The 13,735-nt window shown below is 36.3% G+C and carries 14 protein-coding genes and 2 tRNA genes; 12 read left to right on the top strand and 4 right to left on the bottom strand.

Annotated features, from left to right (window positions below; genetic code table 11):
- Nucleotides 1-126 precede the first annotated feature (126 nt).
- From GCQ56_RS04575 to GCQ56_RS04555, 5 genes are all read left to right on the top strand, one after another.
- Complete coding sequence (locus tag GCQ56_RS04575; RefSeq protein WP_152733189.1) at nt 127-675, top strand: hypothetical protein; 549 nt, start codon at nt 127-129, stop codon at nt 673-675.
- A 162-nt stretch (nt 676-837) separates the two neighbouring features.
- Nucleotides 838-1,281, top strand: a complete 444-nt coding sequence (locus GCQ56_RS04570) for a thioredoxin family protein (protein WP_152733188.1) — start codon at nt 838-840, stop codon at nt 1,279-1,281.
- Nucleotides 1,282-1,288: 7 nt separating this feature from the next.
- Complete coding sequence (locus GCQ56_RS04565; RefSeq protein WP_152733187.1) at nt 1,289-2,284, top strand: FAD:protein FMN transferase; 996 nt, start codon at nt 1,289-1,291, stop codon at nt 2,282-2,284.
- 34 nt (nt 2,285-2,318) lie between these two features.
- Nucleotides 2,319-2,546: a DUF4266 domain-containing protein gene (locus GCQ56_RS04560; RefSeq protein WP_152733186.1), complete on the top strand. Its 228-nt coding sequence runs from the start codon at nt 2,319-2,321 to the stop codon at nt 2,544-2,546.
- On the top strand, nt 2,537-3,829 hold the full coding sequence (locus GCQ56_RS04555) for a DUF3570 domain-containing protein (RefSeq protein ID WP_193323711.1): 1,293 nt from the start codon (nt 2,537-2,539) through the stop codon (nt 3,827-3,829). The genes GCQ56_RS04560 and GCQ56_RS04555 overlap by 10 nt, the downstream gene beginning before the upstream one ends.
- A 144-nt stretch (nt 3,830-3,973) precedes the next feature.
- On the opposite strand, the gene GCQ56_RS04550 is transcribed toward GCQ56_RS04555, so the two are convergent.
- The 3 genes from GCQ56_RS04550 to GCQ56_RS04540 form a co-directional block, all read right to left on the bottom strand.
- Nucleotides 3,974-4,046, bottom strand: a tRNA-Gly gene (locus GCQ56_RS04550).
- Nucleotides 4,047-4,107: 61 nt separating this feature from the next.
- Nucleotides 4,108-4,180 (bottom strand) — tRNA-Gly (locus GCQ56_RS04545).
- Nucleotides 4,181-4,374: 194 nt separating this feature from the next.
- On the bottom strand, nt 4,375-6,588 hold the full coding sequence (locus GCQ56_RS04540; RefSeq protein ID WP_152733184.1) for a S9 family peptidase: 2,214 nt from the start codon (nt 6,586-6,588) through the stop codon (nt 4,375-4,377).
- A gap of 398 nt (nt 6,589-6,986) precedes the next feature.
- Here GCQ56_RS04540 and thrS point away from each other — a divergent pair, with 398 nt between their 5' ends.
- From thrS to GCQ56_RS04505, 7 genes are all read left to right on the top strand, one after another.
- On the top strand, nt 6,987-8,939 hold the full coding sequence (thrS, locus tag GCQ56_RS04535; RefSeq protein ID WP_152733183.1) for a threonine--tRNA ligase: 1,953 nt from the start codon (nt 6,987-6,989) through the stop codon (nt 8,937-8,939).
- Nucleotides 8,915-9,511: a translation initiation factor IF-3 gene (gene infC / locus GCQ56_RS04530; RefSeq protein ID WP_370452663.1), complete on the top strand. Its 597-nt coding sequence runs from the start codon at nt 8,915-8,917 to the stop codon at nt 9,509-9,511. The genes thrS and infC overlap by 25 nt, the downstream gene beginning before the upstream one ends.
- A 33-nt stretch (nt 9,512-9,544) precedes the next feature.
- The gene (gene rpmI, locus GCQ56_RS04525) at nt 9,545-9,742 is read left to right on the top strand and encodes a 50S ribosomal protein L35 (RefSeq protein WP_054722596.1); all 198 of its coding nucleotides are present in this window, start codon (nt 9,545-9,547) and stop codon (nt 9,740-9,742) included.
- Between the two features lie 92 nt (nt 9,743-9,834).
- Nucleotides 9,835-10,188 (top strand): 50S ribosomal protein L20, encoded by a 354-nt coding sequence (gene rplT / locus GCQ56_RS04520; protein ID WP_152733182.1) that lies wholly within the window; start codon nt 9,835-9,837, stop codon nt 10,186-10,188.
- 229 nt (nt 10,189-10,417) lie between these two features.
- The gene (gene dapB, locus GCQ56_RS04515; RefSeq protein ID WP_152733181.1) at nt 10,418-11,131 is read left to right on the top strand and encodes a 4-hydroxy-tetrahydrodipicolinate reductase; all 714 of its coding nucleotides are present in this window, start codon (nt 10,418-10,420) and stop codon (nt 11,129-11,131) included.
- Nucleotides 11,132-11,169: 38 nt separating this feature from the next.
- Nucleotides 11,170-12,558, top strand: a complete 1,389-nt coding sequence (lepB, locus tag GCQ56_RS04510; RefSeq protein WP_152733180.1) for a signal peptidase I — start codon at nt 11,170-11,172, stop codon at nt 12,556-12,558.
- Between the two features lie 95 nt (nt 12,559-12,653).
- Entirely contained in the window at nt 12,654-13,301 is a 648-nt protein-coding gene (locus GCQ56_RS04505; protein WP_152733179.1) for a WbqC family protein, read from the top strand.
- On the opposite strand, the gene GCQ56_RS04500 is transcribed toward GCQ56_RS04505, so the two are convergent.
- Nucleotides 13,275-13,724 (bottom strand): NUDIX hydrolase, encoded by a 450-nt coding sequence (locus tag GCQ56_RS04500; protein WP_152733178.1) that lies wholly within the window; start codon nt 13,722-13,724, stop codon nt 13,275-13,277. The two genes, GCQ56_RS04505 and GCQ56_RS04500, sit on opposite strands and share 27 nt — an antisense overlap.
- Nucleotides 13,725-13,735 lie beyond the last annotated feature (11 nt).

Genomic DNA, 13,735 nt, shown 5'->3' with positions numbered 1-13,735 from the left:
AACTGCAAAACAGAAACCATTGATAAGCTTAATTCATATTAAATTCAAATGGGAAAATAAATTCTATCAATTGTTTTTCGAAAGCCGCAATCCTGATATCTTTGCACTCAACTATTTTTTTAACACATGGCAGGACAGAAAAAAGACTACTCATACTTAGACAAAGTGGCATTGGAATCGGACAAGTGGAACGATCTGGATAAAAATGAATTGCAGGTAATGGCTTTCAGAACCTTCTTTTTATATGGGGAAACCAGAAATAAAAAGATGATTCCTGTCTTGTTTCGTATGTATGAGTTTCTGATTTCGAAAACCAGTAGCGAAGAGCGTACTAAACTTTTAACTGCCTTAAGTGGTGTTATTCGTACTAAAAATCCAAAAGCGGTTCTGGCTTTGTTTCCTTTCATTCAGGTTGAAGAAGATGGACAAATTATACGTGCTGCCAGCCAATTCTTCGTAAACCTTTCTGTTTTATCGAATAAAGAGTTCCATTCGGGAACCAACATTTTATTGGAACTGATAAAAGATGCTCCTGAAGATCGCAATTCTGCATACATCATATTGGGCTTAACCGATATCGAAAACCAGAAGATCATTCAGATGTTAAGTTTGGTAAAACCAAACCTGGGAACGGAAGTAATTAGCATTCTACACAATAACGGAGTTCAATTGTAGTTCCTTCATGTCGTAAATTCAAAGATCACATTTACACATCTAGATTTTTACATCTTTTAACAGAGAATTTAAGTCGCAGGAGATATTTTTTCATACATTTGATTTTAGAAAAATAAAAGTATTGATTATTCGTTTAATCATACATACACTAAAATGATACTTATGAAGAAAATTGCACAAAGTCTTTTCCTTTTTGCAGCAGTTCTACTACTCGGAACTTCGAATCTTTCTGCGCAAAGCAATTTAGAAGAAGCTCTTAATCAAGCCAAAGAAAACAACAAACATGTTTTAATCAACTTCTCGGGCTCGGATTGGTGCAGGTCCTGTATCCTATTAAAAAAGACCATTTTAAACACCAGCGAATTTAAATCTTTTGCAGATAAGGAACTTGTGATTCTGGATGTGGATTTCCCACGTTTGAAAAAGAACCGCCTTTCGAAAGAACAAACTGCCAAAAACGAAGCTCTGGCAGAAAAATACAACAAGAAAGGTCAGTTTCCCACGATTATCTTACTAGATAAGGAAGGTAAAGTTGTAGGAAAAACAGGCTATAAAAAGCTGAGTCCTGCACAGTACATCGCTCACATCGAAAGCATAATAAAGTAAGACTGATATGAGGATTTTAATTATCAGCTGTCTGTTCATCCTGTTTCAGGCGAATCTTGCCGCACAAAACAAAGCCTACACCGAAGTCTTGTTATTAATGGGATCACGCTTCGAAATCACGGCAGTGAGTGCCAATGAAAACAAAGCTCGTGAAGCCATTCAAAAGGGAATAAACGAAATCAAGAGAATCGAAAAACTGATTTCTTCATGGGATGAAAATTCACAGACTTCTGCCATTCGAAAAAGTGCAGGCATTCGCCCGGTGAAAGTTGATCAGGAGTTATTTAACCTGATCAGAAGAAGCAAAAAGATATCCGATTTAACGCATGGTGCTTTTGACATCAGCTATGCATCTATGGACAAGATCTGGAAATTTGACGGCAGCATGAAAGAGATGCCCGACTCTGCAGCGGTTGCAGCCTCTGTCTCAAAAATCAATTACAAAAACATTATTCTTAATGCCGAAAACACCACCGTTTACCTTAAAAACAAAGGAATGAAAATAGGTTTTGGCGCAATTGGTAAAGGTTATGCTGCGAACAAAGCTTTAGGTATCATGTCGAAATTGGGATTGGATGGTGCCTTGGTAAATGCATCGGGAGATTTAATTTCCTGGGGGAAGGATGAAGGCGGCAAAAGCTGGAAAATTGGCATTTCGAACCCCAAACAAAAGGATCAGATTTTTTCCTGGCTGAATATCGATGAAACAGCTATTGTCACATCGGGCAATTACGAAAAATTCGTCACCATTAATGGAGAACGTTTCAGTCACATAATCGATCCCCGAACCGGATATCCTGTTAAAGGCTTGAGTAGTGTTAGTATTATTTGTCCTAATGCCGAATTGGCTGATGCTTTGGCTACTTCCGTTTTTGTTTTGGGCAAAGAGGCTGGCTTAAAGCTCATCAACAATTTAAAAGGAATTGAGTGTATTCTGGTTACTGATGATCAAAAAATGATGACATCGGACAATCTAAAATTAGAATATCACAACAAAAAATAAACAAGTAAACATCACATACAAATTGAGAAAATCAATGAAAAGTAAGAGAAAACTAAATCTGTTACTGATAGGATTTTTGGCAATGATTGCACTAAACAGTTGTGTTTCGGTTGCAGCCTACCAAAAAAGCTATCTTAACGACGAGGAAATGGCTCTCCAAGCCAAGAAACTGGAAGTTTATGAAACTAATTTTCAAGCCTACCGAGAAGGTGCTGCGGGTGCCAATGGTGGAAAATCAGGAGGAGGATGCGGATGCAACTAAAGACTATTTATACTCTTATTTTGCTGCTTTCGGTATCGCTGCTTAGTAACGCTCAAACCGATAAGAACAGCTTAGACGACAGGCAGGAAGAGAGTCGTAAGAAAGTAAAGACCAAGAAATCACCTGAAGATTTTAAGGATACGGAGGTGAATTTTCTTTTCAACTACTACGAGCAGGATGGTGATCACTCGCCGGTAACGGGTGGTATCGGAACTGAGGAGCTGGACAATGTAGCACCTAGTTTTGTGGTTCATGTTCCTCTAGATTCGCTTTCGAGTTTGGATGTAAACTTTGGCGTTGACATCTATTCATCTGCCTCAACGGACAATATTGATTATTTCGAGACAGATCATAAATCATCTGCCTCAAGTATGGATGCTCGTATTCATTTTAATGCGGCATATTCTCATACTTTAGCGAAATCTGGAAATGCTTACAGCATTTTAGGTGGTGCTTCGGTTGAGTACGATGTCACATCATTCCATGCTGGTGGTTCCTATACATTTAATTCCAAAGATCAGAATCGATCGCTTACCATCGATGGTTTGTTTATGAACGATACCTGGAATTTATTGTATCCTGTTGAAGTGAGAGGAACAGCTAAAGCAAACCTTTCTGATGACACCAGAACAACTCTTAAATTCGGTTTAAGCTATTCGCAGGTAATCAATAAGCGATTGCAAGCCTTATTCTCGATTGAAGCTGTATCGCAAAGCGGATTGCTCTCTACCCCATTCCATCGTGTATTTTTTGATGATGCAAACATCAACGATGACATGAACACTTTAAGAGGTTTGAGTAATGTTGAAAAACTGGATGACAATCGTCTTAAAATTCCAATTTCAATGCGATGGAATTATTATTTAAGCGATTTTATGAGGTTAAAAACTTTCTATCGTTTTTATACCGACAGTTGGGGAATTACAGCGCATACGGCAAGTGTAGAGTTACCAATGATGGTTTCTCCATCCTTTATTGTTTCTCCATTTTTTAGATATCACACACAAACTGCTGCTGATGATTTCTACGAGTTTGGCGAAGCAAGTGCAACAAATACTCCGGAGTTCTACACTTCCGATTACGATTTGTCGGATGTTACCAGCTATAAGGTAGGAGTTGGTTTCCAATATTCTCCTGTAATGGGAATTGGTAACTTCAAATCACCCTTCCGAAAAAACAAGACAGCTCAATTCAAAAGTATTGGATTACGTGCTGCCTATTACGATAGAAGCGATGGCTTAAATGCCTGGCTGGTGAGTCTTAATTTTGGATTTACATTTTAAGAATCAAATAAAGATATTTTAATAGGTTGCTTGCAAGAGCAGCCTATTTTTTTGTCTCAAGATTAAAAACAAAAAAGCCGCTTCATAAAATGAAACGGCTTTGTAATGCTTGTACAGTAATCCTCTTTCGAGGTAATAATTTCGAGCGAGAAACGAGACTCGAACTCGCGACCCTAACCTTGGCAAGGTTATGCTCTACCAACTGAGCTATTCTCGCATTTTCCTTTTATACTTTGCTCTTTAATTGTTGATCAAGGAAAACTTCAACAATTTTTTTGAGCGAGAAACGAGACTCGAACTCGCGACCCTAACCTTGGCAAGGTTATGCTCTACCAACTGAGCTATTCTCGCATTTTTAATAGAACACTGTTCTAAAGTTTTGCGATGCAAATATAGATAATTCAACGCTTGTAGCAAGTGTATTTTGAAAAAAAGTTGCAAAAAAATTAAAACAGAAGAGCTAAATTTCTGAGTATTTGCACAAAAGAAAAGAGGAAAAATTTAATAATTCTTCCTCTTTCTCTCTTTTATTTCAATTTTACGAACTACATGTTGTCACGTAAAAATTTATTGAATCTCTTATACAAGTGCAATCTTGTTTTTCCACCATAAATACTATGGTTTCTGTTAGTGTAAATTTGCATCTCAAATTGCTTATCCGCCTGAACCAGGCGCTCTGCAAACTCATACACATTCTGTACATGAACGTTATCATCTGCCGTTCCATGGCAAAGCAATAAAGCACCTTCCAACTTATCTGCATGATTTATTGGAGAATTGTCATCGTAGCCTTTAGGGTTTTCCTGTGGAGTTCTCATAAAACGCTCGGTATATACCGAATCGTAATATCTCCAATTGGTAACTGGTGCAATAGCTATTGCTGTAGAAAATACATCCGGAGCTTTCTCTAAACAAAGAGAAGACATGAAACCACCAAAACTCCAACCCCAAATGGCAACTCTTTTTTCATCTGTAAACGATTCTTCAGCCAATGCTCTTGAAGCAGCAATCATATCGTCAGATTCCAATCTACCCAATTGCATGTAGGTACATTTTCTAAACTGCTGTCCTCTTGCTCCTGTTCCTCTTGGATCGATACAAGCTACAACATATCCTTCCTGAGCCAGATACTGATACCAATCAAAACTCCAACTGTTCTTAACACTTTGTGAGTTTGGACCACTATACTGAGTAATTAAAACAGGATATTTCTTAGATGGATCGAAATTGTATGGCTTAATGATCCAGGCGTTCAACATGGTCATTCCATCTGCCGATGGCAACATGGTAAATTCTTTTGGATTGTATTGGTAATTTTTCAATTTCTCTACCAACTCCTTATTCTCTTCCAAAATACGAATTTGCTTTCCTTTGCTATTGTACAAACTAACTCGGTTAGGTTGGGTTACACTCGAAAAGTAATTGATATAGTATTTGTATCCGGTGCTAAATACTGTTCTATTGGTTCCCTTTTCAGGAGTAATCAATTTTTTAGCCGATCCATTCAGTTTAATCGAATAGGTATTTCTTTCCAATGGTGAAATTTCAGCAGCTTCGTAGTAACACATCTTCTTGTTCTCATCGAAACCTAAAAAGTCGGTCATGTCCCAATCACCAGAAGTAATTTGCTGAACAGCTTTACCTGTTGCCATATCATACAAATACAAATGATTGAATCCATCATCTTCACTTGCATAAATAAATTGATTGCCATTATTTAGGAAGGTTAAGAAATCGAAGTTTCTCTCCTCAACGTAATACTTGTTTTCCTGAGTATACATGACATCAGACTTTCCTGTTTTTGCATTCGATAACAAGAACTCCAATTTATTTTGAAGACGATTCAATCTGTAAATGCTTAGTATTTTAGGATCATTCGACCACTTAATTCTTGGAATGTATTGATCTTTCTCCTCTCCTACATCCATCTTTTTGGTGATGCGATCTTCCACATTGTACACCCAAACGCTTACCTCAGAATTCTTCTCCCCTGCTTTAGGATATTTGTAAGCGTAGTTTTCAGGATACAATGCATTCTCTTTAACTTGAGGATACAAACCTTCAAATTTGTTCATATTGAACATTTTCACTTCACTCTCATCGAATTTCATGTAAGCTAAAAACTTACTATCAGGCGACCAGGCAAATGCTTTATTAAATTCAAACTCCTCTTCGTAAACCCAGTCTGGAGTACCATTCTGAATTTCGTTGAACTTTCCGTCTTTTGTAATCTTGATTTCGGAACCAAACAACACATTGTGGATAAAAATGTTATTGTCTCTCACAAATGCAATTCTGTTTCCATTTGGAGAAAAAGTTGCCAAGCGCTGCTTTCCATTCTTCGAAAGCGGTACCAACTCCTTGTTCTTAAAAGTAAACACGTAGTAATCTGCAGTAAAAGATCTTCTGTAGATTCTTTCCGAATTGGTCATCAATAAAATTCTTCTCTCATCTGAACTGAACTCGTATTCGCCGATGTATTTAATTTCAGCATCTTTAAGCGCAGTTAAATCTAAAAGCGTTTCCACTACTTTTCCGGTAGCAAAACTATATTTCACGATTTTCGTTCCACCTTCTTCCAAAGTGGTGTAATGGATGCCATCATTCATAGAACGCAATCCGTATACCGATTTTTGGCTGAATGTTCTATTCAGCATCAGATCTTCCATTGTGATTTTCTTCACATTCTCCTGTGCAAAAGTGAAAATCGAAAAACACATTACAAACGCCAACGCAAGTATCGGTCTGAAATTCTTCATAATAGTTGAATTATTTTACAATTAGTATAGGTTGTTTTTAACAAGACTCAAAGATTCTACTTTTTTTACAGAAAAAGAAAATTTAAAGACTGATATAAGTCAATAAATGCCTATTCTGGGAACCAAATTATCAAATAAACAATCACAATTTATCCAAATAGAGTGCGATCAGTCCTTATCCATTAGAAATTCGATTCTAAAAAATCTCCTTAAATACTTCATTTAGATTTACATTTTCAAGTCTGATTTGTGAAGAAAGTTATATCTTTGTGGATTGAATTTCCGAAAGCTTGATTTTTGATAAAAAAACAAGCGCATTAACTTATCGAAATTCATTTTTCTATTTAAGTATATCATGCTGGTTTGTAGCAGTGTGAATAAAAATTAAACACAATAGGATGATTAAAATTACATTTCCAGATGGAACAGTAAAAGAGTTTGAAGCTGGAGTCTCAGGTATTGAGATCGCAAAAAGCATTTCTAGTCGATTGGCAAAAGAAGTTTTGTCTATTAGCGTGAACGAGCAGTTGTATGATCTAACACGCCAGATTACTGAAGATGCAAGTATTAAGCTTCATACTTGGAATGATGAAGAAGGAAAGCATGCTTTTTGGCATTCTTCGGCTCACTTAATGGCTGAGGCATTAGAAGCATTGTACCCTGGAGTTAAGTTTGGTATTGGTCCGGCAATTGAAATGGGCTTTTACTACGATGTAGATTTAGGAAACGGAACGGCACTTACCGATAAAGACCTTCCTAAGATTGAACAAAAAATGCTTGAACTTGCTAGAAGCAAGAACGAATATACAAGAACAGATGTAACAAAAGAGGAAGCTCTTACTTTCTTCAAAGAGAGAAATGAAGAGTACAAGCTTGAGTTGATCAATGAATTGGAAGATGGTACTATCAGCTTTTACAAGCAAGGTGAATTTACCGATTTATGTAGAGGTCCTCACTTGCCAAATACAAGCTACATTAAGGCTATTAAACTAAATTCGATAGCTGGTGCTTACTGGAGAGGTGATGAAAAACGTCCACAGTTGACTCGTGTTTACGGTATTACTTTCCCAAAGAAGAAATTCTTAGATGAGTATGTACTGATGATGGAAGAAGCGAAGAAGCGCGACCATCGTAAATTGGGTAAGGAAATGGAATTGTTCACTTTCTCGCAGAATGTTGGACAAGGAATGCCAATTTGGTTGCCTAAAGGTGCTCAATTGCGCGAAAGCCTTGAAAACTTTTTGAAGAGAGTACAGAAGAAATTCGGTTATGAGCAAATCATCACACCTCATATCGGTAACATTAACTTGTACAAAACTTCTGGTCACTACGATAAGTATGGTGAAGATTCGTTTCAGGCAATTCAAACTCCACAAGAAGGGGAAGAGTATTTGTTGAAGCCAATGAACTGTCCTCACCATTGCGAAGCATACAAATTTAAGCCTCGTTCATATAAAGATCTTCCGGTTCGTTTTGCAGAATTTGGAACCGTTTATCGTTACGAACAAAGTGGAGAACTTCATGGATTGACACGTGTTCGTAGTTTTACTCAAGATGATGCTCACTTGTTCTGTACTCCAGATCAGTTAAAAGATGAGTTCAAGAAAGTAATAGATATTATCTTCATTATTTTCAAGGCTCTTAATTTTACAGAATATACCGCACAGGTTTCTTTACGAGATAAAGTAAATCGTGAGAAGTACATCGGAAAAGAAGAAAATTGGGATAAGGCAGAGGCGGCTATTCTTGAAGCAGCTGAAGAAAAAGGATTGAATACTGTTATTGAATACGGAGAAGCAGCATTCTACGGTCCTAAGCTTGACTTTATGATTAAGGATGCAATCGGACGTAAGTGGCAGTTAGGTACTATTCAGGTAGATTACAATTTACCTGAACGTTTCGAATTGGAATATGTGGGTAGCGATAACCAAAAACACAGACCAATTATGATTCACCGCGCACCATTTGGTTCGATGGAACGATTTGTTGCCGTTTTACTGGAACATACAGGTGGTAAATTCCCATTGTGGTTAACACCTGAACAAGCTGTGATCATGCCGATTAGCGAAAAATACAACGATTATGCAAAAAAAGTTTTAAATTCGTTAAATAATTCCGATATTCGCGCCGTATTAGATGATCGCAACGAGAAAATCGGACGTAAAATCCGTGACAACGAGTTGAAAAAGACCCCATACCTTATTATTGTTGGCGAAAAAGAAGCAACAGAAGATACTGTTTCGGTTCGTAAACAAGGAGAAGGAGATATGGGATCAATGACTATTACAGAATTTACAGAATTTATTAACAAAGAAGTAGAAGCTCAATTGTCTTCTATCGAGAATTACTAACTAAAGAGGAGGACCAAGCCATAGCTGGATTTCATCAAAGAAACAGAGGACCAAGAAAGCCTCAGGAGGCTCTACACAAAATTAACAAGTTAATTAGAGCCCGCAGTGTTCGCGTTGTCGGAGAAAACGTAGAACCAGGAGTTTATTCAATTTCTGAAGCATTGAAATTTGCTGAAGATCAAGAATTGGATTTAGTTGAAATTTCACCAAAAGCCGATCCACCCGTTTGTAAAATCATCGATTACAAAAAGTTTCTTTATCAGCAGAAAAAGAAACAAAAGGAAATGAAGGCTAAAGCGGTTAAAGTTATTGTGAAAGAAATTCGTTTCGGACCAAATACCGACGAACATGATTACAACTTTAAATTGAAGCATGCCGAAAAATTCCTTAACGAAGGAGCAAAGGTGAAAGCTTACGTTTTCTTTAAGGGTCGTTCTATTCTTTTTAAGGATAAGGGTGAGATTTTATTACTGAAATTTGCTCAGGATCTGGAAGAATTAGGTAAAGTAGAACAAATGCCTCGTTTGGAAGGAAAACGTATGACAATGTTCATAACACCAAAGAAAAAGTAATATAGTTTATATAATCAATAATTAGTTTGTACAATGCCTAAGATGAAAACAAATTGCAGTGCAAAGAAAAGATTTACTTTGACTGCATCTGGAAAAATCAAAAGAAAGCACGCTTTTAAGAGTCACATCTTGACAAAGAAAAGCACTAAAAGGAAGAGAAATCTTACCTATTTTGGAACTGTTAACAAAGCAGACCAGAAAAACGTTAAGTTAATGCTTAACATGTTGTAAGAATCATTAATTGATTTTTTAAGTTTATTAACCGAGTGATTTAGCACCAAAGAGTCCTTAAGTGGAACGCTAACATTCAAAAATTAGGAATTATGCCAAGATCAGTAAATTCTGTAGCTTCAAGAGCTAGAAGAAAGAAAATTTTAAAAGAAACCAGAGGAAACTTTGGTGCAAGAGCAAACGTTTGGACCGTAGCTAAAAATACTTACGAGAAAGGTTTGCAATATGCATACCGTGATAGAAAGAAGAAGAAAACTAACTTCCGTGCATTGTGGATTCAGCGTATTAATGCTGCTGCAAGACTAGAAGGTTTATCTTACTCTCAACTAATCGGTTTGATGCACAAAGCTAACATCGAGATTAACCGTAAGGTTCTTGCTGATTTAGCGATGAATCATCCAGAAGCATTTAAAGCTGTTGTAGGAAAAGCACAAACAGCTAAATAGTACTATAAATTAATTACTTTGAAAAGGGATTGTGAATCACAATCCCTTTTTTTTATGCGCTAATTTTATCCTCTAAATTTATCCGATTACTGCTTATTTAACCAATAATATCGAAAAAGACAGCAATTAAAAATATTACTATGCCTTGTTGTAAAACGGATTTACTATTTTTGGAATCATTAATATAAGGGAAACTATTAACCATACAATTCCCATAAATAAACCACAAATGAAAATTGCAATCATCGGCTACGGAAAAATGGGCAAGGAAATTGAACAAATTGCCATTAGTCGCGGTCACGAAATTGGATTAATTATTGATCAGAACAACTCTAATGAACTTTGCTCTGAACAACTTACTGATATTGATGTAGCCATTGAGTTTACAAATCCGGATTCAGCCTACAATAATTATTTAGAATGCTTTAAGGCTAATGTTCCTGTTGTATCAGGCACAACCGGATGGTTGGATAAAATGGAAAATGTAAAAGATTATTGTCAAAAAGGAAATGGCTTTTTCTATGCTTCAAATTTTAGTTTAGGAGTAAATTTATTTTTCGAATTAAATAAAAAACTTGCCAAACTTATGGCACCTTTTAGTGAATACAATGTGGATATGGAAGAAATTCATCACATTCACAAATTGGATTCACCAAGTGGAACTGCCCTTACATTAGCGGATGGAATTCTTGAGAATCACCCTAAAAAAGACAAGTGGATTGAAGCAAGCAGTATGAAGGAGGACGAACTTAGCATACTAGCGAAAAGGCATGGTGCGGTTCCAGGAACTCACTCCATTACATGGCATTCTGAGGTCGATGAAATATCAATTCAGCATCAAGCCTATAGTAGAAAAGGATTTGCGCTGGGAGCTGTATTGGCGGCTGAATTCATGCCCGAAAAATCTGGGTTTTACGGTATGAATGACTTGTTGCAACTATAATAAACATGAAATTTAAGTAATCATTTAAAATAGATTGAATGAGGGATATATTAAAAAACAAATGGTTTAAATTTTCAGTAGCTCTGATTATTGCTTTACTAATGATAATCTGGATTGGTAACTTTTGGCTAATTCTTGGTTTACCAATACTATTCGACGTTTATATCAGTAAAAAAGTACATTGGGCTTTTTGGAAGAAAAAAGGAGTTAAAAAACAAAGTGTAGCCGTTGAATGGATTGATGCAATTATATTTGCTGTTGTTGCTGCTACCATCATCAGAATGTTTTTTATCGAAGCATACACAATTCCAACCTCGTCGATGGAAAAGTCATTACTTGTTGGTGATTACCTATTTGTTAGCAAGGTTGCATACGGTCCAAAAATACCGAATACTCCTCTATCCTTCCCTTTTGCGCATCACACAATGCCAGGTACCACTAAAACTAAATCGTATTTAGAGTGGATCAATTGGAAATACAAAAGACTTGCTGGTATTGGTGAAATAAAAAGAAACGATGTTGTTGTTTTTAACTTTCCGGCCGGTGATACTATAGTGGTTGGCGCTGAAAATCCCGATTATCATTCTCAAATCAGAGCTTTTACCAATTCGCTAAAAGCATCGGATATGAAGAAAGGTAGAAAACTTCAGTCGGACAAAGCATACAAAGATTTTGCAAAAAAATATTACGCGAAAAATAAAGAGATAAGAACCAGACCTGTTGACAAACGTGAGAATTACATTAAGCGTTGTGTAGCTATGCCTGGAGATACAATTCTAAGTGTAGATGGGCAATTGTACATCAATGGTAAAATTCAGGAAAAAATAGAAGAAATGCAGTTTCGATATCAAATTCGAACCAATGGAACTCTAATAAATCCAAGAAAATTGGATGAAATGAATGTTACCAAAAGCGAAATTGGTCAGAGTGGTTCCATATATGAAATGCCATTATCCGAAGCTAAGGCGGCTAAGCTGGAAAAGCTAAGCAATGTTTCTTCAATGGTTAAAATGACATACAATGTTGGTGCTCCAGAGGATGTTTTCCCATTTAGCGCTAATAACAATTGGAACAGAGATAATTTTGGACCTCTTGTTATTCCTCAAAAAGGTGAAACCGTTGAACTTAGTCTGGAAACGCTACCTCTTTACGAAAGAGCGATTAATGCTTACGAAGGCAATACTTTAGCTGTTAAAGATTCTACAATTTACATTAATGGAGAGCCCTCAAAATCATACACTTTTGATATGAATTATTACTGGATGATGGGTGATAATCGTCATATGTCTGCGGATTCTCGTTACTGGGGATATGTACCAGAAGATCACATTGTTGGAAAAGCATCTTTCGTTTGGCTTTCGCTAGATAAAAATAAGAGTGGATTCAATAAAGTAAGATGGAATAGAATATTTAAGTGGATTCACTAAATTATTCAAAAATAAAATAATGAAAAGACACCATTTAGGTGTCTTTTTCTTTTAAGATGATTTTTGTAGTTTCGCACTCTCTAGATATCACCAAAATGGAAAATACTCAAGCTATACTGGCAACATCATATTTTGCCCCAATTCAATATTATTGCAAGTTAATTCAGTACGATAAAGTGCTAATTGAACAGTGGGAAAACTATTCAAAGCAATCGTACCGAAACAGATGCAATATTTATGGAGCTAATGGAGTACTTCCCTTATCAATACCAGTGGTTAAAGCAACGAGCAAGAAAATTTTAACTAGGGATGTTAAAATATCATATGACACAAACTGGCAAAAACTTCATTTAAAGGGCATTGAATCGGCATACAAGTCATCTCCATTTTACGAGTATTACATTGATGATTTGGAACGCTTTTTCAATCAGAAATGGGATAATCTGCTAGAGTTTAATATGGAAATACAACAAGAAATTTGCTCCATGCTTGAGATTGAACCAAATGTTGAATTGACAAGTGATTATGTCGAAATTGGTAATGAAAACATTGATGATTATCGTGATGGTATTCATCCAAAAGCATCTAAAAACAAAATGGATTTGCTCTTCAAGCCAAGTCCATACACTCAGGTTTTTGGAGAAAAACATGGCTTTCAAGCCAATCTAAGCATATTGGATGTTGTTTTTAATCTTGGTCCGGAAGGCTTAACTTATTTAGAATCTTGCCTGGTTAATTCCTAAATGCAACAAAAGTTCCTTCATGATTTGCTCATGATCAAAAGCCAAAGCTGGCAATTCATTTAAATTGATCCATTGGGCTTTTAACGCGTCATCTTCACCTTTAACAATGGGTAAGGATTCTTCTTCCATTTCCCCTAAATACACAACAGAAACCGTTCTCCCCCTTGGATCTCTATCAATAGCTCCATAGGTTTTAAACTGCTCCAATTGCACCCCTTCAAAAGCCGTCTCTTCTTTTAATTCCCGATAGGCTGCTGTATCAATATCCTCATCCATATCTACAAAACCACCTGGGAAAGCCCACATTTCTTTAAATGGATCGTTGGCACGTTGAATCAGCAAAACAAATGTTTGATTTTTACTTTTGCAAAAAATGGCACAATCAACCGTTAAAGCTGGTCGTGGATAATGATAGGTATACATGAAAATTTAAG

The organism is Marinifilum sp. N1E240 (assembly GCF_009295825.1).
GTDB lineage: Bacteria > Bacteroidota > Bacteroidia > Bacteroidales > Marinifilaceae > Marinifilum_A > Marinifilum_A sediminis.
Note: the sequence above shows the minus strand (reverse complement) of the source record. Positions and strands in the feature narration are given on the sequence as shown.

What these genes read in the sequence shown, in the direction of transcription:
- GCQ56_RS04575 (WP_152733189.1), top strand. Translation starts at nt 127, where the DNA reads ATGGCAGGACAGAAAAAAGACTACTCATACTTAGACAAAGTGGCATTG.
- GCQ56_RS04570 (WP_152733188.1), top strand. Translation starts at nt 838, where the DNA reads ATGAAGAAAATTGCACAAAGTCTTTTCCTTTTTGCAGCAGTTCTACTA.
- GCQ56_RS04565 (WP_152733187.1), top strand. Translation starts at nt 1,289, where the DNA reads ATGAGGATTTTAATTATCAGCTGTCTGTTCATCCTGTTTCAGGCGAAT.
- GCQ56_RS04560 (WP_152733186.1), top strand. Translation starts at nt 2,319, where the DNA reads ATGAAAAGTAAGAGAAAACTAAATCTGTTACTGATAGGATTTTTGGCA.
- GCQ56_RS04555 (WP_193323711.1), top strand. Translation starts at nt 2,537, where the DNA reads ATGCAACTAAAGACTATTTATACTCTTATTTTGCTGCTTTCGGTATCG.
- GCQ56_RS04540 (WP_152733184.1), bottom strand. Translation starts at nt 6,588, where the DNA reads ATGAAGAATTTCAGACCGATACTTGCGTTGGCGTTTGTAATGTGTTTT.
- thrS (WP_152733183.1), top strand. Translation starts at nt 6,987, where the DNA reads ATGATTAAAATTACATTTCCAGATGGAACAGTAAAAGAGTTTGAAGCT.
- rpmI (WP_054722596.1), top strand. Translation starts at nt 9,545, where the DNA reads ATGCCTAAGATGAAAACAAATTGCAGTGCAAAGAAAAGATTTACTTTG.
- rplT (WP_152733182.1), top strand. Translation starts at nt 9,835, where the DNA reads ATGCCAAGATCAGTAAATTCTGTAGCTTCAAGAGCTAGAAGAAAGAAA.
- dapB (WP_152733181.1), top strand. Translation starts at nt 10,418, where the DNA reads ATGAAAATTGCAATCATCGGCTACGGAAAAATGGGCAAGGAAATTGAA.
- lepB (WP_152733180.1), top strand. Translation starts at nt 11,170, where the DNA reads ATGAGGGATATATTAAAAAACAAATGGTTTAAATTTTCAGTAGCTCTG.
- GCQ56_RS04505 (WP_152733179.1), top strand. Translation starts at nt 12,654, where the DNA reads ATGGAAAATACTCAAGCTATACTGGCAACATCATATTTTGCCCCAATT.
- GCQ56_RS04500 (WP_152733178.1), bottom strand. Translation starts at nt 13,724, where the DNA reads ATGTATACCTATCATTATCCACGACCAGCTTTAACGGTTGATTGTGCC.